Source organism: Pseudaestuariivita rosea (genome assembly GCF_017592335.1).
Lineage (GTDB): Bacteria > Pseudomonadota > Alphaproteobacteria > Rhodobacterales > Rhodobacteraceae > Parasulfitobacter > Parasulfitobacter rosea.
The window spans coordinates 19,908-45,583 of record NZ_JACNMP010000026.1; the positions used below are offsets into that span (position 1 = coordinate 19,908).

19 protein-coding genes and 1 pseudogene are annotated in these 25,676 nt (G+C 52.6%); 9 read left to right on the top strand and 11 right to left on the bottom strand.

The features are described from left to right. The first annotated feature begins 1 nt into the window (after position 1). Positions 2-892, top strand: a complete 891-nt coding sequence (locus H7848_RS15030) for a hypothetical protein (RefSeq protein ID WP_208353048.1) — start codon at positions 2-4, stop codon at positions 890-892. A gap of 86 nt (positions 893-978) precedes the next feature. Here the strand turns inward: H7848_RS15030 and H7848_RS15035 are convergent, their stop codons facing one another. From H7848_RS15035 to H7848_RS15085, 11 genes and pseudogenes are all read right to left on the bottom strand, one after another. Then, positions 979-1,281 (bottom strand): hypothetical protein, encoded by a 303-nt coding sequence (locus tag H7848_RS15035; protein ID WP_208353051.1) that lies wholly within the window; start codon positions 1,279-1,281, stop codon positions 979-981. Between the two features lie 426 nt (positions 1,282-1,707). Then, positions 1,708-6,069: an RHS repeat domain-containing protein gene (locus H7848_RS15040; protein WP_208353054.1), complete on the bottom strand. Its 4,362-nt coding sequence runs from the start codon at positions 6,067-6,069 to the stop codon at positions 1,708-1,710. Between the two features lie 384 nt (positions 6,070-6,453). Beyond that, positions 6,454-6,819 (bottom strand): hypothetical protein, encoded by a 366-nt coding sequence (locus H7848_RS15045; RefSeq protein WP_208353057.1) that lies wholly within the window; start codon positions 6,817-6,819, stop codon positions 6,454-6,456. A gap of 75 nt (positions 6,820-6,894) precedes the next feature. Beyond that, the gene (locus H7848_RS15050) at positions 6,895-7,338 is read right to left on the bottom strand and encodes a hypothetical protein (protein ID WP_208353060.1); all 444 of its coding nucleotides are present in this window, start codon (positions 7,336-7,338) and stop codon (positions 6,895-6,897) included. A 2-nt stretch (positions 7,339-7,340) separates the two neighbouring features. Continuing rightward, positions 7,341-8,378: an RHS repeat-associated core domain-containing protein gene (locus H7848_RS15055; RefSeq protein WP_208353061.1), complete on the bottom strand. Its 1,038-nt coding sequence runs from the start codon at positions 8,376-8,378 to the stop codon at positions 7,341-7,343. Positions 8,379-8,781: 403 nt separating this feature from the next. After that, entirely contained in the window at positions 8,782-9,714 is a 933-nt protein-coding gene (locus H7848_RS15060) for an RHS repeat-associated core domain-containing protein (protein WP_208353064.1), read from the bottom strand. 34 nt (positions 9,715-9,748) lie between these two features. After that, positions 9,749-10,309, bottom strand: coding sequence for a hypothetical protein (locus tag H7848_RS15065; RefSeq protein WP_208353067.1), 561 nt, complete (start codon positions 10,307-10,309; stop codon positions 9,749-9,751). Further along, positions 10,293-11,399, bottom strand: a pseudogene (locus tag H7848_RS15070) (RHS repeat domain-containing protein); the annotation flags it as partial. The pseudogene H7848_RS15070 and the gene H7848_RS15065, both read right to left, overlap by 17 nt. Before the next feature lie 27 nt (positions 11,400-11,426). After that, positions 11,427-11,930: a hypothetical protein gene (locus H7848_RS15075; RefSeq protein ID WP_208353072.1), complete on the bottom strand. Its 504-nt coding sequence runs from the start codon at positions 11,928-11,930 to the stop codon at positions 11,427-11,429. A gap of 88 nt (positions 11,931-12,018) precedes the next feature. After that, positions 12,019-16,272, bottom strand: a complete 4,254-nt coding sequence (locus tag H7848_RS15080; RefSeq protein WP_208353075.1) for an RHS repeat domain-containing protein — start codon at positions 16,270-16,272, stop codon at positions 12,019-12,021. 704 nt (positions 16,273-16,976) lie between these two features. Continuing rightward, on the bottom strand, positions 16,977-18,560 hold the full coding sequence (locus H7848_RS15085; RefSeq protein ID WP_208353078.1) for a GspE/PulE family protein: 1,584 nt from the start codon (positions 18,558-18,560) through the stop codon (positions 16,977-16,979). A 102-nt stretch (positions 18,561-18,662) separates the two neighbouring features. Between H7848_RS15085 and H7848_RS15090 the strand changes: the two genes are divergently transcribed. From H7848_RS15090 to H7848_RS15125, 8 genes are read left to right on the top strand one after another with little or no spacing between them, the layout of a single operon-like run. Further along, positions 18,663-19,673 carry a PilN domain-containing protein gene (locus H7848_RS15090; RefSeq protein ID WP_208353079.1) on the top strand — a complete coding sequence of 337 codons (1,011 nt, stop codon included), beginning with the start codon at positions 18,663-18,665 and terminating at the stop codon, positions 19,671-19,673. Continuing rightward, positions 19,670-20,233, top strand: coding sequence for a type II secretion system protein GspM (gspM, locus tag H7848_RS15095; protein ID WP_208353081.1), 564 nt, complete (start codon positions 19,670-19,672; stop codon positions 20,231-20,233). Before H7848_RS15090 ends, gspM begins: the two co-directional genes overlap by 4 nt. Next, positions 20,233-20,736 carry a hypothetical protein gene (locus H7848_RS15100; protein WP_208353083.1) on the top strand — a complete coding sequence of 168 codons (504 nt, stop codon included), beginning with the start codon at positions 20,233-20,235 and terminating at the stop codon, positions 20,734-20,736. The genes gspM and H7848_RS15100 overlap by 1 nt, the downstream gene beginning before the upstream one ends. Next, positions 20,733-22,733, top strand: a complete 2,001-nt coding sequence (gene gspD, locus H7848_RS15105; protein ID WP_208353085.1) for a type II secretion system secretin GspD — start codon at positions 20,733-20,735, stop codon at positions 22,731-22,733. The genes H7848_RS15100 and gspD overlap by 4 nt, the downstream gene beginning before the upstream one ends. Positions 22,734-22,774: 41 nt before the next feature. Continuing rightward, positions 22,775-23,992: a type II secretion system F family protein gene (locus tag H7848_RS15110; protein WP_208353087.1), complete on the top strand. Its 1,218-nt coding sequence runs from the start codon at positions 22,775-22,777 to the stop codon at positions 23,990-23,992. Then, on the top strand, positions 23,976-24,347 hold the full coding sequence (locus tag H7848_RS15115) for a pilus assembly FimT family protein (RefSeq protein WP_208353090.1): 372 nt from the start codon (positions 23,976-23,978) through the stop codon (positions 24,345-24,347). Before H7848_RS15110 ends, H7848_RS15115 begins: the two co-directional genes overlap by 17 nt. Beyond that, positions 24,344-24,700 (top strand): type IV pilus modification PilV family protein, encoded by a 357-nt coding sequence (locus H7848_RS15120; RefSeq protein ID WP_208353092.1) that lies wholly within the window; start codon positions 24,344-24,346, stop codon positions 24,698-24,700. Before H7848_RS15115 ends, H7848_RS15120 begins: the two co-directional genes overlap by 4 nt. Beyond that, positions 24,697-25,272, top strand: coding sequence for a hypothetical protein (locus tag H7848_RS15125; RefSeq protein WP_208353094.1), 576 nt, complete (start codon positions 24,697-24,699; stop codon positions 25,270-25,272). The genes H7848_RS15120 and H7848_RS15125 overlap by 4 nt, the downstream gene beginning before the upstream one ends. The last annotated feature ends 404 nt before the right edge of the window (positions 25,273-25,676 follow it).

The following is a 25,676-nucleotide window of genomic DNA, read 5'->3' on the forward strand; positions in this document are numbered from 1 at the left end:
CTTGAGCGGTGTTGAAGAATGGCGCTCAAGTCAGCCGCTACCAGGCTTGAATTCATTCGGCTTTGCGATTGTCGAAGCCCCTTTGAACGACGTCTTATCATTTCTGATCGGCTCATTCCTGTCCGCTGAACAGCCCTTTGACAGCGCTGATTATGTTCCACGTAAGTTTGGCATGCTTTATGGGGACGATGCACGAATAAATGAGCCATTCGGCTGGACGCGGTTTCCAGATGAAACGTTCGATCAACTAAACGCAGAACTCCCATTTCTAAGTATCGCGCCGCAAAAGCCATGGCAGGTTTTTTCACACTATGGCGAATTGCGCGTCGCAAAAATCAGAAGTGCACCGCATCTCACATTTATAGAAGGTCCAGAAGGTAATGCTGGTTTACTTGAGGCCGAGGCGCTGGCCTGCCATACAAATCAACCAGTTATTCAGTTTGAAAGCACTATTGCGTCGCCAAGCCTAAAAACGATCGATGGGCAACAGTTTTTTGAACGATGGGTTACGGAGTTTTCTCAATCGATATTCGTCTATCGACCGGATGGGACCAAACGTTACCTTTCTATTTCGAGAGAAGATGCGAATTGGCCGCCAAAAGATAAGCCGAAGTGGAGATACTCAGTCGAAGAGTACGGCGAACTGGCGCCTTTTGAGGATCCCGAAGACTACATGGCCAGATTAAAGAAAGATCGACTTTCACGTGAAGTGATTTGCAGGCAACTTGAGCGCCTTGGCATTGATCCAGAAGCGACTCTCGTTCGCCGGGAATTGGATGAACCGATATTGTTTGTTGGAGGTGAACAAACAGCCGATCCAGTTTCGAATTATTCCGAGTACGTTGATGTATTTTATGAAGCGGAGTTGAAAGCTGAGAGTATCTTTGGGTAATCGCCCATTCAGTTCTAATTGAGGCCGCGTTCGGATTGGTGCTATTGGACTAAGAAGGGTTGCGTGAAGTGGTGCTGATGGCGACGTCAGCGCCGACAAAAGGGGGCGCCCCCCAGACCGTCGCTCCGCTCGTGTCTGTCGCAAAGTCCTGCCAGCCGATGTGGTCCGTTCGAACAAAAGTACACGGCTCCGCCCTCGGCGACGACCATGCCGTTCATCCAGATGTATTCGCGGAGCAGCGTTGAGGTCTGCGCGACGGCATCCCACTCGTACTCTGCAATCCGGTTGCCGTCGACGTAGTGGGCTGCATAGATCACCCGGTTCTCTTGCGTCAAGTGCCGCACAACCTTCTGACCAAGCGCGTTGTGGGTGTACTCGGCCTGCGCCACGCCATTGATGCAAAGGCTGCCGTGCGACGGGCCTCGTTATAGCTGTAGGAACAGCCCCCACCCGAGCGATTATCATAGGTAACAGTGTCAACCTTGTCATAGATGAAGCTGCGGCTGGCAGCATCTGAGATCGAGGTCAGGCGATTGTCGGTGAGTGGGTAGCTATAGGTTTCCGTCTTGGTCACGCCGCCCACGCTTGATGCGAAGCCAGTTTCCACTGGAAATAAAATAAGGCCATTATCACCAGACGGTTTGGGAAACTCTTGTTATCGCAATCGCCTATTCTCGATAGATCTTAGTCCATAAAATGAATCCAAGAAGAATAAAAACAAAGGTTAGAAGTATACTAAACCCTCCTAACCACTACTCAACGAAAATTCCTAGAAGAGCGCCAGGAATAGTCATCCCCAAAAGATAGCGCCGCATCTAATACAACCCACACTGTTTCGCACATTTACGAGTGCAAATTGCATCAATGCACGTACTCTCTATAGGATAGCCGAGTATAGACCCAACCCAACCAGCCGCTCCTAGAGCAGAACCCACTGCAATACAAGCAGAGCGCAGCCTGTTTTCCGGGTCAGATTGCGCTTCGCATTCCCGCTTACAAACCGCGAATTCGGAATTGGGGTGGACATTTTGCGCTGGATCCAAAAATCCGGTTTTTCCTGAGGGGTTGTAAGTTTGTGGGCCGATACATTCGATATAAACGTTTCCATCCCGACCACGTCTCTCAAAACAACGTTCCCCCCTTGGATCCACGTACCTCCCCGGGTTCTGCAGCGCATATCCATACACGCTCGCCCCATCCACAAGTCCTAGCGGGTCGGCCTGGATGTATCGTCCTGTGGTTGGGTCGTAGTCTCGCATCCAGTTTTGGTGGAGGCCGGATTCTGATTGATACCATTGGCCGGGGAAGCGGAGGTTTATGGGTGTGCCGGTGGTGACCTCGATGCCGCCGAAGGGGAGGTAGGAGGCCTCCCAGACTTTCGTTCCGCTCGTGTCCGTTGCAAACACGGGGCGCCCGATGTGGTCTGTGCGCACAAAATAGACCTGACCGCCCTCGACCACGGCGACGGCCATGCCGTCCATCCAGATGTATTCGCGCAGGAGCGTCGAGGTCTGCGTGACAGAGTCCCACTCGTACTCAGCAATCCGATTGCCGTCGACGTCATGCACGGCATGGATCACCCGGTTCTCCTGCGTCAGGTGCCGGATCACCTGCTGGCCAAGGGCGTTGTAGGTATACTCCGCCTGCACCACGCCGTCGATGGCAAAGGCGGCCAGGCGGCCGGCCTCGTTATAGCCGTAGGAATAGCCCCCGCCCGTGCGGTTGTCATAGGTCACATTGCCCGCCGCATCGTAAGTGAACGTGCGGCTGGTCGCGCCCGAGATCGCGGCCAGGCGGTTGTCGGTGGCGGGGTATCTGTAGGTGTCGGTCTCGGTCACGCCGCCGACGGTCGCGGCAAAGCTGACGCGGTTGCCGACGCCGTCATAGGTATAATCCTGCTCGCCCCAAGGCCCATCGGCCGAGCTCAGCATCTCGCGTGGGGTATAGCCGTAGCTCTCTGTCCCCGCCGGATCGAGCGCATCGGTGACCGAGATCACGTTGTCGCGCGTGCTCCAGCTGTAGGAGACGTCGCGGAGCACATCCGGCAGCTTCTGGTCCCGCAGCCGGGTCAGGCGGTAGCTTTGATCGTGCGTCCAGACCCGAATGTAATGGTCGCCGTAGCGCATGGATTTGCGTGGGCCGTAGGGATTGTAAATGACATTGTATGTGACGACTTGATTGAGAGTGTTGTCGGGCGAGCGGACCCTCATCGAGAGAATCCGATTGATGCCGTCGCGTTGCTCGATGATCACCCGGTTGCCCGAGGGGTATGTCAGCGCGGTCAGGTTGCCCTCGACATCGGTGTCGTAGCCGATCGTGTAGGTCGCCCCGCCGATCACCCGCTCTTCGGAGGCCAGGTTGCCGGTTTCGGGGTCATAGCTGCGCCGGGTCGTGCCGCTTTCGTCCGCCGTCTCCCAAAGCTTGCCCACACCCTGCGGTGTGGTACCGCCCGAGGTGTAATCATAGGCGAAGGTTTGGTCCTCGCCCGGATCGCTGGCGAAGCGGCGGGCCAGCAGGCGGCCGCCATTGTCGTATTCATAGGTCGAGACAATGCCGCGCGCATCGGTCATCGAGGTGGTAAGCCCGCGGGAATTGTAGGTGTAGGTGATCGTGCCGCGATCGGCGCTGACCTCCTGCAGGACCTCGCCGAAGCCGTTATAGACGAAGTCGGTCTCGATCCCGCGGGGGTCGGTATAGTCGGTCATCAGGTCGCTATCATTGTGGTCCAGCGTGGTGGTGTAATTCTCACGATCGACCACCTGGGACACCCGGTTCAGCGCATCGTAGCTGTTGGTTGAGGCGTAGCTGAGCGGGTCGGTGATGCTGGCCAGATTGTCCTCGCGGTCATGCGAGAATTGCCAGATCTGCCCCTCGGCCCCGATGCTGCGCAGAAGGCGGCCCAGCTCGTCGAACTCGGTTTCCTCCCAGAAGCTGGCCGCGACCGCGCCATTGGCATATTCGGTGCGCGTGATGTTGTCCATCGCGTCATATTGAAAGCGGGCTTCCTCGCCTGCGGCATTAGTTACCTTGATCAAGCGTCGCGCGTCATCGTACTCAAAGCTCCAACTCTGGCCCAAGAGGGTGGTCATGCCGGTGAGCAAGCCGACAGGATCATACGTATAGGTCGCTGTGGCGGCAGTGGCGGTTCCGGGATTGAGCGTGGCTGAGATGACCTGGCCATCAACATCATACTCCAGTGCCCATTCTACGCCATCAGGCTGACGCACCAGCGTAGGCTGGCCTTGTGCGTTCAGCGACAGGATTTGCGTGGTCAGCCCGTTGGGGTCGGTGAAACCGGTCAGCGCGCCGTTGGCATCATAGGTGTAGATGGTGACATCATTCACGCCATCGGCGGTCAGGCCCGGCCCGTCGGTGGAGGTCAGAACCTTCAGACCCGAGGCGAGCGTCGTGTAGGTATAATCCCAAGTCCGGGTTTGCCCATTGGTCGGGCTGCCAACAAGCACATCGGTCTGGCTATATTGCGTCAGCAAACCCTCGGCCGTGTAGCTGAAGCTCTCAGTCATCTGTGAGGTCGTGCGCGTAGCCGGGAGGTGATAATCACCGAACCAGGTATAGGTCGTGATTCGCGGCGAGACACCGTCTGCATCTTCCGTTTTGGTCAGAACCCGTCCTAAAGCATCGCGCTCAAACGTCGTGCGCGAGCCGTTACGCTCAACCCGCTCATAGACAAACCCAAGCGGTGCGCCAGCATTTGGAGTGTAGCCAAACGATTTGGCTGTGCCGAGACAATTGGCCGTTGCAACACCTTCCACCTCGGATACTCGAAGCATGCCTTGAACATGTGTGTAGCGATAGATTGTCTGATGCCCCAGTGCGTTCTCGACGTAGATGTCCTCATTGTATTCTTGTGGACCGGTCAGATCGGGATTGCGCCCAACACTAGTGCTTCCAACACCGCCCGCACGGCTGGTGCTCAGCGCGTCACCTGTTCCTGCGCCGTAGGTGAACTCAGCATAGGGTGTCAGAGTGCCGCCCGACGCAGCTTGGCGACCGTCGCTGATGCTAGATAACGCCGGTGGATAATAGAGATCATCTTCCAGATATGAATACTGCGCTTGGACTTCCGAAACTGAGGTATTCAGGTCAATGATAGAGACTTCTGAAAGCTTGGGAGCTTCAGGGAAACTCGTACTTTCTTCATAAATATAGTCAATTGCCGTCACTGGCGAAAACGTCACGCCATCATAATCTGAGTCAATTTCGATGCGCGTCACAAGTGGGGCTGTCGCATTCGGAACAGCGGTCGCCGACCAAGTGTATTCAGCGCGTTGCCCCTTGTTGTCAGAGACAGTCAAAATTCGGCTATCTGCCGCGTCCCTGTCTATGACGATCTGGTAGCCGTCCGGCCAGGTAATTTCGCGCAAAGTTCTATTGCCCGCGCCAGCAAAATACATAAGTTTTCCGCTTCCATCTGCGACACGCAAGCGGTAACCAGAAGAATGATAGACGTTTCGAATAGTGTGTTTATGCCCACCCAGCGCTGGGGTTGTTGAATTTATGCCACCAAACTCAATAACCTGACCGTCGTAGGTGCGATATTGATAGGGTCCTGACTGCACGATCTCATCAAAGTTTCCACGCCAAGTCGCACCATGACTTAAAAATGCATCCATCTTGGTGCCGCGGATTACATCCCTAGATGTATCTTTCGAACTATAAGATCTTGCAACGGAGAAACGACTATCTCTGCTTGAGAGCCAATCAATCGCATCTTCAGTTTTTCGACCACTCGGAAATGATATGGAGTCTTCAATTTCTATTTCACAGACACCGGTTGGCTTAATACAAGGAACCTCATCCCAACCCCAAATGCCCGACCAGTTAGATTTTGTAATTTCACATACGTGAGAAACGACAATCGTGACGCCTTTTTCATCAGTGCATGTGATCGTATCCTTATCACCATTGTACGTGCCAACGGTGACATTGCCGGTGCCGTCAAACCCACCAAGATCTACACTGATCTTCTTGCAAATATTATTTACGGGATCGCTATATGCTCTGCTTGGTGAAAGCGGCGCTTGGAGAATCCAGACCTCTTTATAAGTATAGAATACTTCTTGTTCAGATGTTTGTGCTACGACATGAACAGGCAACGTAAGCAATGAAAAAACTAATGCTGAAAGAAGCAGAGATTTACTAAGGAGAAGTTTCATGATGGACCTACTTCAAGATATCTGATGTTGAAATTACTCCTCAAAGTCTTGGAAATACTCTTCCAAGCCTCAAGACATCGGGTGAGTTAAAGGTCATTGATAGCGAGAGGGCATCAAATACTCTAACTTCTTAGAGTTAAGGCTGATCGCCTACATTGAATTGGCCTAAACCATTGGCTTAGAAAACTCGTAAGATACGCTTTGCATTTGCTCACGGAAATGTGATCAGAGAAACTTCACACGGTCAAGTCCTTTCTGGACGACCCACCGCGCCCGACGGTCAGGAACAAGGCGATGGTTGTTGCAGTTATAATCCTATCTAGCTCGATCGCAAAAAATCGACTAGCCTTGCTAGAACTCGATAACAGCAGAACACCCCCATTCTCAGACTTTTATGCCGTTGGTATCGGTCGCGAAGATGGGGCGGCCGATGTGGTCGGTGCGGATGAAGTAGACCTGGCCGTTTTCGATGACGGCGACGGGGGTCATGTCCATCCAGACGTATTCGCGCAGCAGGGTTGAGGTGCCGGCCAACGGGTCAACCTCATATTCCGCGATGCGCTGGCCGTTCAGGTCGTGGACGGCGTGGATCGTGCGGGCCTCTTGTGTCAGTCGGCGGATGACCTGTTGACCGGCGGCATTGTAAAAATACTCAGCCTGCACCACGCCGTTGATGGACATCGAGGCCATGCGGTTGGCGGCATCATAGGTGAAGCCATAGCCCCCGCCCGAGCGGTTGTCGTAGGTCACGTTACCGGTCGCATCATAGGAGCTACTAGCGCTGATCAGCTATTATGTTGATGAATTCTAAAACTGTTGAGGTTTCTAATCTAATTCAAAAATGGCTATGCAGGTAAGTTTTTCGAAACTTTCACCGATTTTATCTGAGACCTGATGAAAACTAATTTCGAGAATCTTGATGTTATCACGATCTAGTATCTCAAGATGTGTTTCTGCTGAGAATTCTGAAGCTTGTCGGGTACACACCATCTGATTTTTCGCAAGAGCGGAGCGCCTTGCTTTCCGAAGAGTATTTATCTCTGTAAAAAACTCGGCGCTTTGACTCAAAACTAAATATTCAGCAGACAAGCCATCGCTATCTGGCACAACAACTAAATAATATGAGCCTTGAGGTATTGAGACTTCACCGACCTTGACAGGCTTTTCTAACAATAAACTATATTGCGGATAACCTAATCCTGCTCCGATTATCCTCCCAGGAAAAATCAAACAGATGAATAGCATGATGGCCAAATGGAAATGTCTCATATCTAGTCCGCAAGATCGTTGTCAGGGTAGTCTACTGTCATGGGCACGGGACCGCTCTGTTGTCGCAACCATTTATGAAATGCATCATTATGTTTTGTTAGATCTACACATCCAATGCTACCGGGAAATTTTCCTCCGTGCATATACATCCCAGTCCTTCCCAAAGCGTTATGACCATTCGGTTTAATTATCGTTCTTTGACGGCCCCATGCAGACGTTGGGCCCCATCCACGGAGCGCTTTGATAAAGTTTCTCCGATTTGTATCTGCCGGATCAACTGTGTAAGCTCCTTCCGGGATTGGTCCAAAGCTACCACGCCCCATATCTTGTGAACATTGGCAGCTTTCTGCGGTACCAGATACAGCAGGGTAAGAACCTTGTAGCTGACGATTGCTATCGTACACTTTGACTGTACTTCCATCAAACTGGATTGATTGTTCGCCTCTTGGATCGCTATACCGCCCCGGATTCTGCAGCGCATACCCGTAAACACTCGCCCCATCGACGAGTCCTAGCGGGTCGGCTTGGATGTATCGTCCTGTGGTTGGATCGTAGTCTCTCATCCAGTTTTGGTGGAGGCCGGATTCGGATTGGAACCATTGGCCGGGGAAGCGGAGGCCTATGACATCACCCGAAGTGGTGTGGATGCCGCCAAATGGCAAATAAGTTGCCTCCCAGACTTTTGTACCATTCGCATCGGTTGCGAAGATGGGGCGGCCGATGTGGTCGGTGCGGATGAAGTAGACCTGGTCGTTTTCGATGACGGCGACTGGGGTCATGTCCATCCAGACGTATTCGCGCAGCAGGGTGCTTGTCCCCACCACCGGGTCATATTCGTATTCAGCGATGCGCTGGCCGTTCAGGTCGTGAACGGAGTGGATGGTGCGACCCTCTTGCGTCAGCCGTCGCACCACCTGCTGCCCGGCGGCGTTATAGAGGTATTCGGCCTGCACCACGCCGTTGAGGGACATCGAGGCCATGCGGTCGGCGGCATCGTAGATGAAGCCATAGCCCCCGCCCGAGCGGTTGTCGTAGGTCACATCTTATTTTTTTGGTGAAAAGCAATAATATGAAATACTACAGCCAAAATCGAAGAATAAAACACATAAACAAATACGTAATACCAAAACGAGCTATAAATTAAAGTATTGGGATTATTTGATAACAAGATAAAAATACTAGATACAATTACCAAGAATATAGCCGAAAACGGCCCTAACATTAAAGTATGATGTAGCTTTATTACATCCAGCTTCCTTAGTATGAGAAAATAATAAGGTAAGCCAAAAATAACCATCATCCCATAACCATAAAATAGGATAACAAATAATGTATAATTTGCTTCGTACACATCAAAAAGTATTAACATCGTGACGTATAACATAAGTCCCACCAACAACGGTGAAAACAGGAAAGCAAAGACTACACGCACGCCTGCATTACTCACTGATTTTTGCATTCGCATTGTTCCATTATTCTACTATTTGCTGGTCCCCAGACAGCATTTATAGGAATTTGAGCTGGATTATATGGTGCTTGTAAAAATCCATTACCTTCACCGAAGGTAAGTATTCCATGTTGTGTCGGAAAGCGTACAACATAGCCGTCTTCTAACCTATGTCCTTCGTTTGTCACGTTTACGGTTCCAATTGCACCACTTATTCTATCGCGTATTATGAAGCTTGTTACAGGGTTATAGCCTCTAGAGTCCGCAAAACTACCGCCAGCATATCCAGGATTCGCATAGTTTCGAGTGCCATCCCAAGATGCACCGTTTGATGGATATGGCTCTGGCAAATTTATAAGCCCGTTGAGCAAACACTCAACATCATAAAGTTTGTCGGGATTATACCTGCTTTTATCATAAAAATGATAGTTACTAGAGCCAGGCCAGAAGTTATTACCATCAGACCAGCCGGACTGTTTTGGCCAACTAATGTCATAGCCTGATGTGCGACACCTGGTTGTTCCATTAGAGGTAACACAATATAGTCCCATTGGATCAGTATATCGTCCCGGATTCTGCAACGCATAAGAATATACTGACGCTCCATCGACCAAACCAAGTGGGTCGCCTTGGATGTATCGGCCCGTCGTTGGGTCGTAGTCTCTCATCCAGTTCTGATGCAGACCTGACTCTGATTGGAACCATTGGCCGGGGAAGCGCAGGGCGATGGTGTCTCCGGATGAGGTGTGGACGCCGCCGAAGGGGAGGTAGGTGGCTTGCCAGACTTTGGTGCCGTTGCTGTCTGTCGCAAACACCGGTCTTCCGATGTGGTCGGTGCGGATGAAGTAGACCTGGTCGTTTTCGATGACGGCGACGGGGGTCATGTCCATCCAGACGTATTCGCGCAGCAGGGTTGAGGTGCCGGCCACAGGGTCGACCTCATATTCCGCGATGCGCTATTTTTTAAGCATAACTCACAAACGCACCTTTTCGGTCAATGACAACAGCATCGGTGTCTACATCAATAATTTCAATATCGGTACGATCAGAATAGTTACGAATATTCTTATTAAAAAGAAAGAAGGCGAGCACACCATCCATATTTATCAGATCACATAATATAGTCTTTTGATCGACTTTGAATTTGACCGTAGTGAAGATAATGCAATGGCCTTCGACATGCTTAAATGGTCGCTTGGAAGATTGTGAAAGATATAGTAAGCGCCAGCGAAACATAGTACTTTCGCTGTACCTTTTGGTATCTTGACGTTGTATGATGCTTACTTCTTTAAGTTGTATCTTTAGTTTTTCTGCATCCTCTTCAGATAACTCCATAAGAACGCTATTAATGATGGCTTGTTCCAAAGGAACAAGTTTCGGCAAAAACAATATTCGGATCAGTACATATGGAGTGAATAGAAGGGAAAGAAAAGCAGTGCCCATTTTGCTGAGTTTGACATTTTCAGCCCAATAATCCGATTTCACTGCCGCATTTCTTTTAGGCATTTTAGATATCGCATCCACATTTTGATTGCTGGCCCCACAGTCCAGCACCAATACCACCCCATAGCCACGGTGGGGTTCTAAGAGGTATGCCAAAATCAAGAGGTTTACCGTTGCGGTACATATTGAATGGATTGCCGAAATTCGGAGTAAACCGTTTTAGGTTTCGTGGAAGGAACTGGCGCGCGAACGGATCAGTCGCGGCATGAAATCGCCAAGGTACATACGTCGAATTCAGTCCACTCTGATTAAACCATTTTCCCAATCCTGATGAACCTTTGAAAGCACGGTTTCCAATAAAATGGGAATTCTCAAAAAATGCAGATTTACCTCTCCACGTAGGTTTGCCAAAGCCCATTGCTTTCATAAATGGATTGGCAAACTTTCCTGCATGACCAAGGCCTCCAGGTATTGCGCCGAGTGCTGCTGACATTCCAACTTGCCCCCAGTTTATACATTCCAATCGACCACCGTATTGATAAAATTGCATGCCGAAATCGACAAGCGCACCAATTGCTGCACCAGCAAGCGCCGCGACAAGCAGAGGATGTTCACCGTTTGGATCGATATATGTAAATGGGCTTTGATTTGCATATCCATACAAACTGACACCGGCGACCAATCCTAGCGGGTCGGCTTGGATATATCGGCCTGTGGTTGGGTCGTAGTCTCTCATCCAGTTCTGATGCAGACCTGACTCTGATTGGAACCATTGGCCGGGGAAGCGCAGGGCGATGGTGTCTCCGGATGAGGTGTGGAGGCCGCCGAAGGGGAGGTAGGTGGCTTCCCAGACTTTGGTGCCACTCGCATCTGTTGCGAAGATGGGGCGGCCGATGTGGTCGGCTCGGATGAAGTAGACCTGGCCGTTCTCGATGACGGCGACGGGGGTCATGTCCATCCAGACGTATTCGCGCAGCAGGGTTGAGGTGCCGGTCACCGGGTCGACCTCATATTCCGCGATGCGCTGGCCGTTCAGGTCGTGGACGGAGTGGATTGTGCGGGTCTCTTGCGTGAGCCGTCGCACCACCTGCTGCCCCGCAGCGTTATAGAGGTATTCGGCTTGCACCACGCCGTTGATGGACATCGAGGCCATGCGGTTGGCGGCATCATAGGTGAAGGTATGGTTAACTCATCTGTATTATTTAGCTTCGTCAATCCAATTCTTGATTTTTTCAGTTTTGTAAAACCGATCAACGCGTTCTTTTCCAAATTCTACTTCCATGATTTCACGAAAACTGTTCGCGGCATTAATGCTTTTAATTGGCCTCGGAAAACCCTTCTCTTGGTAACACAATTTAATCAAGCGAGATTTAAATTCTTCAAGTGTCAGCTGTTCAGGTTTTCCAAAACTGTAACGGTACTCAAATCTCTTTATGAAAAACCCGAAGGTTTCCAACGCAACCAATTTTAAACCTACATCAGCTTGTTTCGGCGCATCAATATCAATTATAGGAATATGTCTTCCTGAACAGTCTAGAAGTCCACCCGGGACAACAGAAGACTTAAAAGGTGGATCAGAGTCGAGTATCAGTCCCATTCCACCAGTTCCCCCGCCACCGGAAGCAAGCCATTTTAACCGATCTCTTTCGCTCTCGAAGAAGTCTTTTAGTGTATTTCTTACTGGTACAGCAGTCTCAAACATCAATTTCCGTCTTACGCTGCCCTGTCCACATTTTTTAGCTGGATGGTAACGATATAATGGAAAACTTATTTCTATTTCATTTCTCCAATCAGTTCCCGCATTCACAAGCCGTACCCCCAGAGCCGAAAGTCATACTAAATCCGCCACCTCCAAAGATTGGTCCAAACTTTGCCCAGTTAGGAGCTCCTCTCCAGAAATTTCTTGGATTGTAGATGTTTTTGCCAATGCTGCTATTCAGAGCTCCGTTAATCGGGTTCAAATTCCATCTAGAATTTATAATAGCTTGCCCTAATCTGGATTGACCAAATCTACTTGTACCAATTCTACCACCTTGAGCAATTGCCCAATGGTGCAACGTTATACTACTTCCCTTTCCAATTAAGCCATTTGCAGCTCGTAGTCGTCTGGATACAGCATTATATGCCATAGAACTCATTCTTGAACTCCATGCTGCGCCAACTAAGCCATTAACTTTCGCACTTGCACCAATTCCAGTTCGCCCTGCTGCGGAGAACAAAGCAGGCCCACCCATCCATCCAGTCGCAGCGCCCATGGCAGTGTAACCAGCAATTTGCCAGTAATTGTAACAGGCAAAATTTGTACCATACCTTTGGTAGTTTTTCCATGCAGCATATGCAAGACCCGCTGCGGCACCGGCCCAGAACATTAACGGAATAGCTTCACCCGTCGGATCAATATATCTTCCCGGATTCTGCAGCGCATAGCCATACACGCTTGCCCCATCCACCAACCCGAGGGGATCGCCCTGGATATACCTGCCCGTTGTGGGGTCATAATCCCGCATCCAGTTTTGGTGGAGGCCGGATTCGGATTGGAACCATTGGCCGGGGAAGCGGAGGGCGATGGTGTCTCCGGATGTGGTGTGGACGCCGCCGAAGGGGAGGTAGGTGGCTTGCCACACCTTCGTACCATTCCCATCGGTCGCGAAGATGGGACGACCAATATGATCCGCGCGGATGAAGTAGACCTGGCCGTTTTCGATGACGGCGACGGGGGTCATGTCCATCCAGACGTATTCCCTCAGCAAAGACGACGTCCCTGCCACCGGGTCGACCTCATATTCAGCAATGCGCTGACCATCCAAATCATGGACGGAGTGGATCGTGCGACCCTCTTGCGTGAGCCGTCGCACCACCTGTTGACCGGCGGCGTTATAGAGGTATTCGGCCTGCACCACGCCGTTGACGGACATCGAGGCCATGCGGTTGGCGGCATCATAGGTGAAACCATAGCCCCCGCCCGAGCGGTTGTCGTAGATCACATTGCCTGCTGCATCATAGGTGAAGGTGCGGGCGTGGCCGGTTTTCTCATTAACCTGCTGCAGTAGATTGTTTGTCTGGGGGTAAAGATAAGCCTCGGACGCATAGACGCCGTCAACCAGTTCGGTCCGGCGGATGCGGTTGCCGGTGCCGTCGTAAAAATAGCCGATGTCGCCATAGGCTCCACCCGCCCCACTGAGGCGTTCGCGGGCCGTGTAGCGGAACCGCTCGGTGCTGGTGCTGTCCAGATTATCCACAACGGCGGCCAGATTGTCGCGTTTGGTCCAGGCGTAGCGGAGGTTGCGGAGTTGGGTGCCCGCGACCGTGTCGGTTATCGTTCGCAGCCGGTAGGATTTATCGAAGCTTGCCTGATACTGGCCCCCATCGCCGAAGGTGGCGCTGGTTAGCGGGCCCATGGGCAGATACTGCGCGCCGGTCAGAACGGACATGGGCGAACCTGTGCCGTTCGGCGTGACCGCGATGTCGGTGATCCTGCTTTCGGTGTCGCGGGTGATCTGGACCTGCGTGCCCGAGGGGTAAGTGATCTGGCCCAACTCGCCCTCGACATTGAAGTCGTAGCCCAGGGTGTAATCGGTGCCCTCGATGTTGCGGGTCTCGGACGCGATAAAGCCGGTCTGGGCCGCATAGGTGCGATCCGTGTAGCCGCTGCTGTCGGTGGTGCGGGCGATCTTGCCTGTGCCGTTCGGGGCGGTGTCGTAGGTGAAGGTCTGATCCAGGCGGCTGTCCGACAGGAAGCGGCGGGCGATCAGGCGGCCCCCGTTGTCGTATTCATAGGTCGAGACCTGGCCGTTGCCATCGATCATTTCGGTGACCAGCCCGCGGTGGTTGTAGCTATAAAGCATCGTGCCGCGGTCGGCACTGATTTCGCGCACCAGCTCGCCGAAGCCGTTGTAGTCGAACACGGTTTCGATGTTGCGTGGGTCGGTGAATTTGGTCAGCTGGTCGTCGTCATCATGTTCGGTCGCCGTGGTATAGCCCGCCTGGTCGATGGTTTCTTTCAGGCGGTTCAGGGCGTCGAAGCTGTTGCTGATCGTATGGGCCAGCGGGTCGGTGATCTGATCCAGGTTATCCTCGACATCATGACGGAAATCCCAGACCTGGCCCTCGGCCCCGATGGTTTTCAAAATGCGGCCCAGTTCGTCGAACTGCGCGGTCTCAAAGAAGGTCGCGGGGTTGGCACCATTTGCATATTCGGTGCCGGTGACATTGCCCATCAGGTCGTGGGTATAGCGGATCTGTTCGCCTGAGGGGCTGGTGATGCGGGTCAGACGGCGCGCTTCACTGTAATCATAGGTCCAGGTGCGGCCGAGCATATCAGTCGAGGACGTCAGCTGGCCGATGACATCATAGGTGAATGTGCTGGTCTGCGGGCTGGCGCCGTTGGGGTTCAGCACCATCTGGGTCACGCGTCCCATGATGTCATAGCTAAAGCCCCACTCAATCCCATCCGGGTTGCGGATCAGCGTGGGCAGGTTCAGGTCATCAAACCCCAGGATTTCCGTGGTCAGACCGTTGGCATCTGTGATGCGGATCAACCGTTCAAGGTCGTCGTAGGCATAGGTGGTGACGTCATTGACACCGTCTTCGATCCGACCGGGGCCGTCGACCGCGGTCAGGACATTGATATCATAGGCTGTGGTGGTGGGGCGGGCCTCATAGGTATAGGTCCAGGTCCGTGTCTCGCCCAGGTTGGGACTGCCGGGCAGCGTGTCCGTCTGGGAATAACTCAGCAAAAGGCCCCGATCGGTATAGGTGAAGGCTTCCGACAGCCCCTGGGTCACGCGGGTCAGCGGTTTGTGGTAAACCGGATGCCAGGTGTAGGACGTGATGCGCTCGTCCGGACCGCCGGTGTCTTCGGTTTTGGTCAGAATGCGGCCCTGTGCGTCGCGGGTGAAGGTGGTCAGAGATCCGTTGCGCTCGACCCGCGAATAGACATAGCCCCTAGGCTGATCGCTGGTGGGCGGGGTGTAGTCATACCCCTTGGCAGTCGCCTGACAGTTGGGCGTGGCCAGGCCTTCGACGCCGGTGATGACCTGACGGCCTTCGGATTCGCCAAAGACATAGTTGGTCGTATGGCCAAGGGCATTTGTGGCTGACGTCGCAGTGAACGTATAGCCATCCGCCCCGCCGAAATGCGAGGTTGAGACAACAGGCCAATTGTTGAAGACGGCGCCATGTTCCAGCTCTGCATAAGGTCCGGCATCAAGGTCTGCAGCTTCATAGTCAAATATAGCATAGGGAAATGTCGTGCCGTCGTCATATGTGCGACCATCCCGGATTTCGGTCAGCAGCAACGGGTCGATGAAGTCGCTATTATCGTCATTTTTCTTGTACTCATACTCAGCGATGATCTCAGTCACACCCGTCGTCAGATCGGTGCGCGTAACGCGGGTCAGCGGGGCATCCCCGGTATTTCCAGGGTTTTCCGCGTATTCGTAGTTGATGCGAATAATCGGGCTGAAATCACGCGCGCTTGTATTGTTCGTATCAATCTCAATCGCCGTTATAAGTGCCCGGGACTGACTTGAGAACTGCACATTGGAATAGACAATACGCGCCCAGTTCCCCCGGTTGTCCCACATCATCCATTGGCTACCGAATGAAAAGTTAATCTCATAGCCATCAGGCCACTTATAGGAGGCTGGTCTGGTCCGGCTGAACCATCGTTCCAGTCCGTTTTTTTCAATCAGGGCGTTGAACGTGCCTTCCGGCGCTGTGACCAGGCGCCCCCCGGCAAAGGGATAGCCGCCAAATTCAGGCACTTCAAAACGGCTTTTGCCATCAACAGCCAGGAAGGAAAACAGACTGCCATCCGCGCGATTGTAATTATAAGCGCCTAGGGATTCATTGCTTATCGTTTCTGCCGCATACTCTAGCGACCAGTAATTACCAAAATGCGCCGTGAGGGCATTGCTGCGGATATCATATGTAGAGGTATAGAAACGTTTGATCTCAAATCTTGGCTCGGACGGGGCAACCCAATCCACGGCCGTCTCAAACTTGGCCCGTGATCCAAGCTGCGTGGGATTACCCTTTGCCATGGACGCACTTTCGTCCTGACACATCTGCAACACTCTGGGTTGTTGCGGACATGGGCCAGCACGATATAGCTGCAGGCCTTGGTTGCCCTCAGCATCAAACGTGACCTCATAGCAACGCTCACCTATACTCAGTTTGGATGGAAACAGAGGAAATTCACTATAATGACAGATACCCCGACCCACGCCTGTTGGTTCAAATCTTAAGAACGACGAAGTTCGAAACGTAAGGCAAATGTCGACGGGGGACTCCGATTTAAGGGGGTGACCAAAGCGATCCCACAAATCCACCGTACGTTGTCTGGGGGGCTCTTCCGGCGCTGCGTCTTGTGCCATAACGTCGAGTGAGAGTGGCGCCAAAAGACACAGCGCCAAAACGCCTAATCGCACACTGTGACGGAGAAATCCGAAAAATGCACAAACGTATTCAGTCCACAAAAAGCGTGAAGCAAGCAGCATATCAATGTCCCTCTATACGACCCGGCAAACTTAAAATGCCAATCGACTTCCAGTAAGAACCAGCTACACAAATCACTCTTAAGTTGAACTATTCAAAGCATAGTATATTCACCAGCTCAACAACTACGATAACGAAACCGTGAGCTGTGGTTTTTCAACATCAAAGCATTAATATGACATTGTTATTATTGAACTTTTATATTCTCATAATTTTGAATAATTAACATAAAACGGATTATAGGATGTTTTTATAAACCAATCGCTCGCACAATATCCGACTGCTCTGCTTGCCCTGATTTCAACAAATCACGAGCCGCATTTTCGATAGGCTGAAAGCCCGTCTTGGCTGCCAGAGAACGCAATTCATTTGATTTGGCGCCCTCTGCAATGGCGTCGGCCAACTGGCCATCGATATGCAGTAATTCTGATACGACAATTCGGCCCTTTCGTCCGGATTGCCCGCAGGTTTCGCATCCCGCTCCGCCACAATCGTGGCAATGCTTCCGAACCAGTCTTTGCGACAGGACACCCCGTAAGGTTGAGGCCAGTAGAAATGGCGGCACCCCCAGATCAAGCAGACGATCAATCGCGCTGACCGCATCATTCGTGTGAACGGTCGATAGAACAAGCCGCCCGACCAAGGCAGCGCGTACGGCGATTTCAGCAGTTTCCTGATCGCGGATTTCGCCCACCATAACAACATCGGGGTCCTGGCGTAGAATGGCGCGCAGGGCGCGGGCGAATGTCATATCGATCTGCGGCTCAACCTGAACCTGATTGACCCCGGCAAGGGCATATTCGATCGGATCTTCAACGGTGACAATCTTCCGATCTTCGGAGTTGATTTTACTCAGTCCGGTGTACAGCGTGGTGGTCTTGCCGCTGCCCGTTGGCCCAACCACCAGAAAGATGCCATTGGGTTGATGCAAAATATCTTCGATTTCCTTGACGCGTTGTGACGGATAGCCAAGCGATGACCACTCCAGCGCCACACGGGTCCGGTCCAGTATTCTAAGGACGATGCTTTCCCCGAACTGGGTCGGCAGTGTGGACAGTCGCAAATCAACCACCCGTCCGCGCACACTAATCTGGGCACGCCCGTCCTGTGGCCGCCGCTTTTCCGAGATATTAAGATGCGCCATCACCTTCAAACGCGAAGCAACGGCGGCGCGGTCAGCATCCGCAATCCGTCGTTCGACCTGCAAGCGTCCATCAATGCGAAACCTGACGCGGCTGTCCTGCTCCATCGCTTCAATATGAATATCAGATGCGCGCATCTCGACGGCCTTTGTGACCAGATCGTTGACCAGCTTGATGATTGGCCCGTCATTTGCCAGCGCTTGGAGCTTTTGCACGTCGGTCGATGACGCTGCATCAACATCGGTCGTGTCCTGTTCAGGCCCCGACAGAGCCGCCTGAATGGTCGAAGGCGCCGCCAGAACCGCCCGCACAGGACGATTAAGGTGAAAGCTAATGCTTTGCATGGCCTCGGAACCATGTGGATCACTGGTTGCAAGGACGATAGCATCATTCGTATCCTCAACCGGTATGATACTGACGCGGGATAGAAATTCTTGCGACAAGGCCAACTGATCTGCCAGATCGACCGACACATCCTTGATGTCGATCAGCGGCACCTTCATGTACTGCGCCATATGGCGGTAGATATCTGTCTCGGTCGCCAAACCAAGTTCAAGCAATGACTTTTCAACACCCGTCCCTGTTTCTTTGCTGGCCGCCAAAGCGCGCTGCGCGACCGAGGGCGAGATGACCTGCGCTTCAATCAACAGCCTGGCGAAGTCATCGTCATGAAACGAGGGTAGTAATGTCATCACAGTCGAACCCAACGGAAATAATATCCTGTCTTTATTACGGTGGCTGCAGTAAGCTATGCAACCAGAGATAAATGATAACAGATCGAGGGTAGCAGTCAGATGGCGGCACAGGCACCGTCGCAACTCTGGCAGTGGTTTTGTCAAGAGCTTTCGTCCATGGTCCCGGCCTGGTTGAAGACTGTTTTGACGGGCGGACCGCATGTTTTGACCTTGCATTTGTCGCAAACTGCCACAGCACTTAAAAAAACCCGCTCGGGGTATCTGGCACCAGAAACGCTTCTGACTGATGCGACTGAAACAAATGCTGGTCCTTTGACCGTCGACCTTTATCTGCCCGAACATCATTTCCTGAAACGAGAGATCGAGGCCCCCGCCCCGGCATTCAAAAACATGGCCCAGTTGGTTCGGCTTGACATGATGCGCCGAACCCCTTTTCAGCCCAACGATGTTCATTGGACGGTTTCTGAGCCTGTTGCGCAGGGGCCCAAAGCCCGCGCAACACAATGGTTGATCAAACGCAGCGATGCTGAGCAGTTGCGCGCGCATCTTAAAACAATCGGTGTTCACGCCCAATCGATCCGTGTGGATACCGATCTGGCCAAAACACCTGTTGCTCGGTTTCAAACGCAAACAAATGGTGGATGGCAGAAATGGCTTAATCTTGGACTCGCAGCGGCAGTTGTTATGGCTTTTGCGGTCGTTTTGATTTTTCCGGCCTTTCAAGATCAGCGCAACCTGAATCAAGTCGAAAATCAGATTGCGGATCTGCGCAGGCAAGCCATCGGGCTGCGCGGTGACCTTGAGGCATTGCGACAGGCTGAACAGGACCGGACAGCCCTCGTGGATACGGTGATCAATAAAACTGTTTTCGCAGAAACGCTGCGCGAAATGACGATTGCCCTGCCCGATGACGTCTGGATCAGTGATCTGTCATTTCAGCCAAACCGGATTGTCGTAAACGGTAACTCAGACAGTTCCGCGGCCGAGCTGGTTTTGCGTGTGGCTAACAATAGGTTGTTTGAAAATCCACGTCTGACTGGCCCAGTTTCGCGCACAACCAGTGGTCAGGAACGCTTTGAGATGACGCTTGATCTGAGGCCTTCGCGATGATCCGTCAAGGAACCCTTATATCGCGGGTCCTGGTCGTACTTACGTTGGTCACCGTCATGGTTTTGATTTGGGTCGCGCTTTTGTCACCCATCCTTAACTGGCGCAGTCAGGTCCAAAACGAGCTACAGTCCGCTCAGATTGAACAGGCGCGCCTTCAACGCAGCATTGCACAGCTGATGACCGAGCAGGCGCGTTTATCCGCTGATGATGCCACCAGCGTTCTTTGGACAGCTTTCCAATCGGGTGAGGCAACGGCAAGGGTGCAAGCCAGCCTTAGCACCATGGCCCGTCAAAGCGGAGTTAACCTGCGCTCGATCGCACCTGTCCGTGCGCGTGAGCTGCCGTTTTCCCAAGCTCTCGCCTTTCGTTTGGAAAGCGAGGCAAGTCTGGATCAGATGGTCGCTCTTTTGCGCGCGATCGAATACAGCAACCCACCACTGGTTATCGAACGCGCAAATGTCCGTCGTTTGACGCGCCCAACCCGCTCATCTGATCAGCCGTTGGTGTTCTTCCAACTCGAAATACTGGCGCCAGTCATAATAACCGGAAACGCGGGATAATGCGGTTTTTGCCATATATCGGAACCATTTTTCTGGCCATTATGGCCATTGGTTTGAGCTGGCGTGCGGTGCAAGTCATTAGTGCTGACGCCCCTACCCTGCAGCCCAACAACATCGATATCAGTGCCGAGGCAACCGAACAGAACCCGCTATCCCTGCCCTCAAGCCGACCGGATGTGTACTACACCGCAATACTGGAACGACCGCTTTTTGAACCAGGACGCAGACCGTTTGTGGAAACATCTGAAACCCCTGCCACCCCGCAACAAGTAGCGGCGCCAGATCCTTCACCCGAAGAGTTGGACGAGGCACCTAACATCATCCTTCTTGGGGTCATGCAACTCTCCGAAGACCCCTCCGCCCTGTTGTCGATAAACAACGCAGCTCCGGAATGGCATCGCACAGGTCAGACATTGGCGGGATGGCAATTGACTGAAATTGAAAACACATGGATTGAACTGACCCGCGAAACGCGCCGTCTTCGAGTGGATATGTATCGATGATAAAAACAATAAAACGTCTGTTCCAAGTGATCACTTGGCTGTTTTTGGCGGCCCTTATCGCGGCTTGCGGCGAAGGGACCAACGGTAATTCTGGGCTGCTTGCCAATCAAGATGGTGAAACCCGCGGCGGCGCACAAACGGCTATAGAACGTTTTCGCGCATCTCTGAACAGTCCATCTGGCGATCAGCGCAGATTGGGGACAGATGAATTCATCGGCGAAGGTCCACGTGGCAACAGAAACCTGTTTGATGTCACAGACGAAGGCGAAATTACCCTTAATCTGGTCAACGTCCCCATTGAACAGGCGGCACAGGCCGTTTTGGGCCAGGCTTTGCGCAAGAACTACACAATTCAACCAGGCGTCACCGGGCAAGTCACATTGCAAACCACCCGGCCTCTAACAGAACGTGCGCTGCTGGAAACCTTTCAGACCATTCTGGAATTGAATGGTGCAACGCTGCAAACCAGTGGCGATCTGATCACGATTGTTCCAGTCTCAGGTGCGGCCCGCCGTGTTGAAAACCTGGGTCGGCAAAGTGGCATTGGATCGCGTGTCGTCGCAGTACCTTTGCGCTTTATCGGAACGGCCGAGATGGTGCGCCTGCTGGAACCGATCACCGGATCAACTGTCGGTCTTCAACCCATTCCGCGTCGAAATATCCTGCTGATCTCGGGGACCCGTGACGAAATTAACTCGGCCATTGAGGCTGTGAATCTTTTTGATGTGAATGTCCTACAAGGCAAATCGGTCGGCCTATATCGCCTGCGCGCCGCCGAACCCGAAGCAGTGGTCGAGGAATTGAACCTGATCTTTGAAACAGGGGATGGCGGCAGTCTGCAAAACGTAGTGACCTTTGTGCCGTCTCAACGGCTCGGCGCGGTTCTGGTCATCAGTTCGCGGTCAAGCTATCTGCCCGAAGCCGAACGCTGGATTCGCGATTTGGACCGCACGGCCGGTGGGGCTAAGCGCCGACCTGTTGTCTATAGCCTACAAAACCGAAGTGCGGATGAACTGGCGCCGATCCTTGCTGAAATGGTCGAAGATGTCGCCGCCGAAGAAGGCGCCTCGGTCGCCGGTACGCCCAAGGTGGTCGCCGATGACGCAAGAAATGCCGTGATCGTTTGGGGCAACGACTCTGAACAGGAAAGCTTTTCGCGGTTGATCCAGTCGCTGGACACGACCCCGGTTCAGGTCTTGCTGGAAGCAACAATCGCCGAAGTGACTTTAAATGACGAACTTAACTTTGGCCTGCGTTGGTTTTTCCAAAACGGGGATGACAGCATCCAGCTTACCGATGCCAGTAACGGAAGTTTTGGCGCAAATGTCCCCGGACTGTCTTTGTTATTCCAGGGCGGTTCAAGTGTCGTCACATTAAACGCTTTGTCATCCGTTACAGACGTTAATGTCGTTTCAAGCCCAAGTCTTTTGGTGCTAGATAATCAGGAAGCGCGGCTACAGATCGGGGATGAGGTTCCAATCGCCACACAACAGGTGCGTGACACTGGGGATGTGGATGCACCGGTCGTGAACACTATTTCGTTTCGTGATACGGGGATTATTCTTTCGGTCAAACCGCGGGTGTCATCGTCTGGTCAGGTCATTCTGGATATCGAACAAGAGGTCAGCACAGTATCTCAAACCGAGACCTCGGGCATTGACTCGCCCACAATTTCACAGCGAAGAATTGAAACCAGCGTTGTAGTGACTGATGGTCAGACACTGGCTTTGGGGGGTCTGATACAGGAAAACCGCAATAGAACGAATTCACAGGTTCCTGGCCTGGGTCGGGCAAAAGGGATCGGCGCCCTTTTCCGCAATCGTTCAGATACTGTCGGCAAAACCGAATTGCTTGTCCTGATCACCCCGAAAGTCATCCGAAATGGATCAGAAAGCCGGTCCGTCACGAATGAACTACGCCAGCGTATCAATGGCGCGAACGGATTGGTCAGAAACGGTATCGGTGCACCGAATGATGGACATCGCATCATCGACTAATCCATTGACGCAGCATATTCAAAGCGGCACGGTCAGGCCAAATGCCGCGCTATAACTATTCTGCCATTACCCTTGATGGGGCGTCCGTTTCAGGCGAAATCGACGCCAATGACGAATTGTCCGCACTTGATCTGATCGCTGCGCGGGGATTGACACCTATTGATCTGACCGAAGGGGCTGCATCTGTTCCATGGTGGAACCGCGAGTTGCGCTTGGCTGGCACTTCAAGCGCAGCAAAGCCGGCGGAATTGGAACGTTTCTTTGCGTCTTTTGCATCCCTGATGCAGGCCCGACTGCCCTTAACTCGAGCGCTGTCGTTTTGCGCACAACAGGCTGGTAGGCCCGTGATGCAGCGCGCTTTGGAAAACATAAAAACAGATGTCGAAAACGGCATGTCACTCGGTCAGGCCATGCGGGAACAGCATCAAATCATCCCCGAACGTCTTGCCGTGATTATTGAGCTGGGCGAAGCCTCAAACCAGTTGGAACAAGCAGCCCGCCAAGCCGCGGACCTTTTGCGTCGCGAAAGCAAGATTGCGCAAGAACTGACTGGCGCTCTGCTTTACCCCATCATCCTGATCATAATGTCCGTATTGGTATTGGCGCTGGTTGTCTTTTACCTTACACCGACCCTGTTACCCGTCTTTGCCACCTCGGGCGCGGCGGCCCCTGCTATTCTTGTAGCCATGGATACCTTGCGCAGCGGATTGATCAACGGATGGCCTGTCTTGATCATCGGCGGCTTTCTGATCGCTTTGATTTTCATCACGTTTCGCAAAACTATCAGCAAACCCGTGGCCAGCATCCTTATGCGCTTGCCAATCACCGGTCGCTACATACGCCAGCGCGAAAGTCAGAAAATCTGCCAGATGCTGGCGCTTCTGCTGCGCAACGGTGCAACGCTGACAACGGCGCTCACAACGGTGCAAACGGCTACGCGGCATCCAGCCTATCAGGCACTTTTGGCCGAGACCGAAGATGTCGTCGTTGCAGGCGGTACCCTGTCATCCAGTCTTGGACAAAGCCCGTTAATGGATGACTTGGCGCGAACTATGATTGACGCGGGCGAAGAAAGCGACCGTTTGGTCGCGGTGCTAGAAACAGCCTCGACGTCTTTGGCAGCCCAAACATCGGAAACGGTGACACGCGCGGTTAAGCTCATCACTCCGCTTCTGACCCTTATCATCGGCCTTGGTGTTGGGGCTGTGATCCTGTCAACCATTTCAGCAATTCTTGATCTGAATGATATTGCATTTTAATCCCAGATCCGGCGTCAGCCTTTTCGAAGTCATGATTGGCTTGGCCATCCTGTCGCTGATGCTGGGTATTGTCGCCGCATCTTCCCGTGGACCCTCGGATAGCTTGTTGCTGCAACAGGATGCTGCACAGCTGCAACGAACCCTGACTGATCTAAGGGCAGACAGCATTCAAACCGGCCAGCCCGTCAGCTTCGATACAACGGATCTGACCTGCGATGACGCCCGAACAGAGATCGTTTTTTTCCCCGACGGCTCTGCATTCGGCGAACAGCTTTGCCTGCGTCGCAATGATCTGATAATGCGCCTGGATTTGGACCCTTTGACCGGCCGTATTCAAACAGGGGCGATCGAGTGACGGGCAAAGCCGGATATTCCCTGCTTGAGGTCCTGATCGCGTTCGCTGTCATGTCTCTTGTTCTTGCAGCCCTTCTGCCAGGGCAGGCCAAATTGCTGAGCCGCACAGTTGAGGCAGACCAGCGCCTGCTGGCCCAGGATTATGCTCTGTCACGACTGGATCAGATTGGCATCACGACATCCCTTGAGATCGGCCAATTGACCCAAACCTACAGAAGCTGGACAGTCGAGGAAGTCATTACCGAGCTGCCTGTTCAGGACGATGCCATCCCCTTGCTGCAAATACGCGTGACGATCAGCACCAATGATGGAACTGTCCTGGCGACCGTCGATAGCATCAGGCCCACCCCATGACCCGCAGATTGAGTTCTCGTAGCGGTCTGAGTGTTTTGGAACTGCTTATGTCCCTGGCCTTATTGGCCCTCATCGCCGGCGGTTTGGCCAGCGCCATGGGCCTTGGCATCCGCCTTTATGATCGCTCAACCCAGATATCCGAACATTCCGACGAACTGACACTTCGGACGCGCCTGCGGGATTGGCTGGCCACGGCAACCCCCGAAACACAACTCGTTCGCTTCCCAACCAAATTTCAGGGCCGAATGGATGGCTTTTCCTTCGTTACCCTGAAACCCACTCCCTTCGCACCCGATGCCGCCGCTTTGCGGATTTCTGTATTATTTCAAGACAATGTACTAACGATGTCCGCCGAAGCGCTGGACGATGAAAACCAGACAATTCAAGTGTTCAGCGCACCCCTTTTAACCAGCACCGAAACAGTAGGATTTAGCTACTACGATAGGGAAGAGGGTGTCTGGCATGGTGATTGGACGTCCCCTGCCTTACCGGCTCTCGTGCGCATCGAAGCTGAGACCGGAACAACACCCGAATGGCCCGCATTCACTGTAAGACTGCTATACGCAGACTAATTGAATTATCCATTAAAGCACCGGGGTGGGTCAGAAATAACAGATTTTTCGCGAGGGCCGCACGTGCAAGTGTCCTGTATCATCAGCCCGAATTGAGAAAAAAAGCCCAAAGGGGGGTATCAATTATTCAGCAACCTCCGATCTGTGACCAGCGGGGATAACAAGATTTTTGTGCGCATTACTTTAATGGGGGGGGCACAGTAGCCATTAGCGCTGTCGGATAAAAACTTTGCATACGTGAAAATGTCATTTCAAAAATAAGCATGAACCAACCTACTAGAGCGTGATGAAATCGACCTGAATCAAGGGGGATTCACATAGGCTTATTTTGCTGATTCACTGTCGCCGACCACAAGATGGAGGGCGAGCAGTGGGTAAGGCACTTTCGATGGACCTTCGGGAGA

Excerpts from the sequence above, each read along its gene's own strand:
- H7848_RS15040 (WP_208353054.1), bottom strand. The coding sequence starts at position 6,069 with ATGAAACTTCTCCTTAGTAAATCTCTGCTTCTTTCAGCATTAGTTTTT.
- H7848_RS15050 (WP_208353060.1), bottom strand. The coding sequence starts at position 7,338 with ATGAGACATTTCCATTTGGCCATCATGCTATTCATCTGTTTGATTTTT.
- H7848_RS15075 (WP_208353072.1), bottom strand. The coding sequence starts at position 11,930 with ATGTTTGAGACTGCTGTACCAGTAAGAAATACACTAAAAGACTTCTTC.
- H7848_RS15080 (WP_208353075.1), bottom strand. The coding sequence starts at position 16,272 with ATGGCAAAGGGTAATCCCACGCAGCTTGGATCACGGGCCAAGTTTGAG.
- H7848_RS15085 (WP_208353078.1), bottom strand. The coding sequence starts at position 18,560 with ATGACATTACTACCCTCGTTTCATGACGATGACTTCGCCAGGCTGTTG.
- H7848_RS15090 (WP_208353079.1), top strand. The coding sequence starts at position 18,663 with ATGGCGGCACAGGCACCGTCGCAACTCTGGCAGTGGTTTTGTCAAGAG.
- gspM (WP_208353081.1), top strand. The coding sequence starts at position 19,670 with ATGATCCGTCAAGGAACCCTTATATCGCGGGTCCTGGTCGTACTTACG.
- H7848_RS15100 (WP_208353083.1), top strand. The coding sequence starts at position 20,233 with ATGCGGTTTTTGCCATATATCGGAACCATTTTTCTGGCCATTATGGCC.
- gspD (WP_208353085.1), top strand. The coding sequence starts at position 20,733 with ATGATAAAAACAATAAAACGTCTGTTCCAAGTGATCACTTGGCTGTTT.
- H7848_RS15110 (WP_208353087.1), top strand. The coding sequence starts at position 22,775 with ATGCCGCGCTATAACTATTCTGCCATTACCCTTGATGGGGCGTCCGTT.
- H7848_RS15115 (WP_208353090.1), top strand. The coding sequence starts at position 23,976 with ATGATATTGCATTTTAATCCCAGATCCGGCGTCAGCCTTTTCGAAGTC.
- H7848_RS15125 (WP_208353094.1), top strand. The coding sequence starts at position 24,697 with ATGACCCGCAGATTGAGTTCTCGTAGCGGTCTGAGTGTTTTGGAACTG.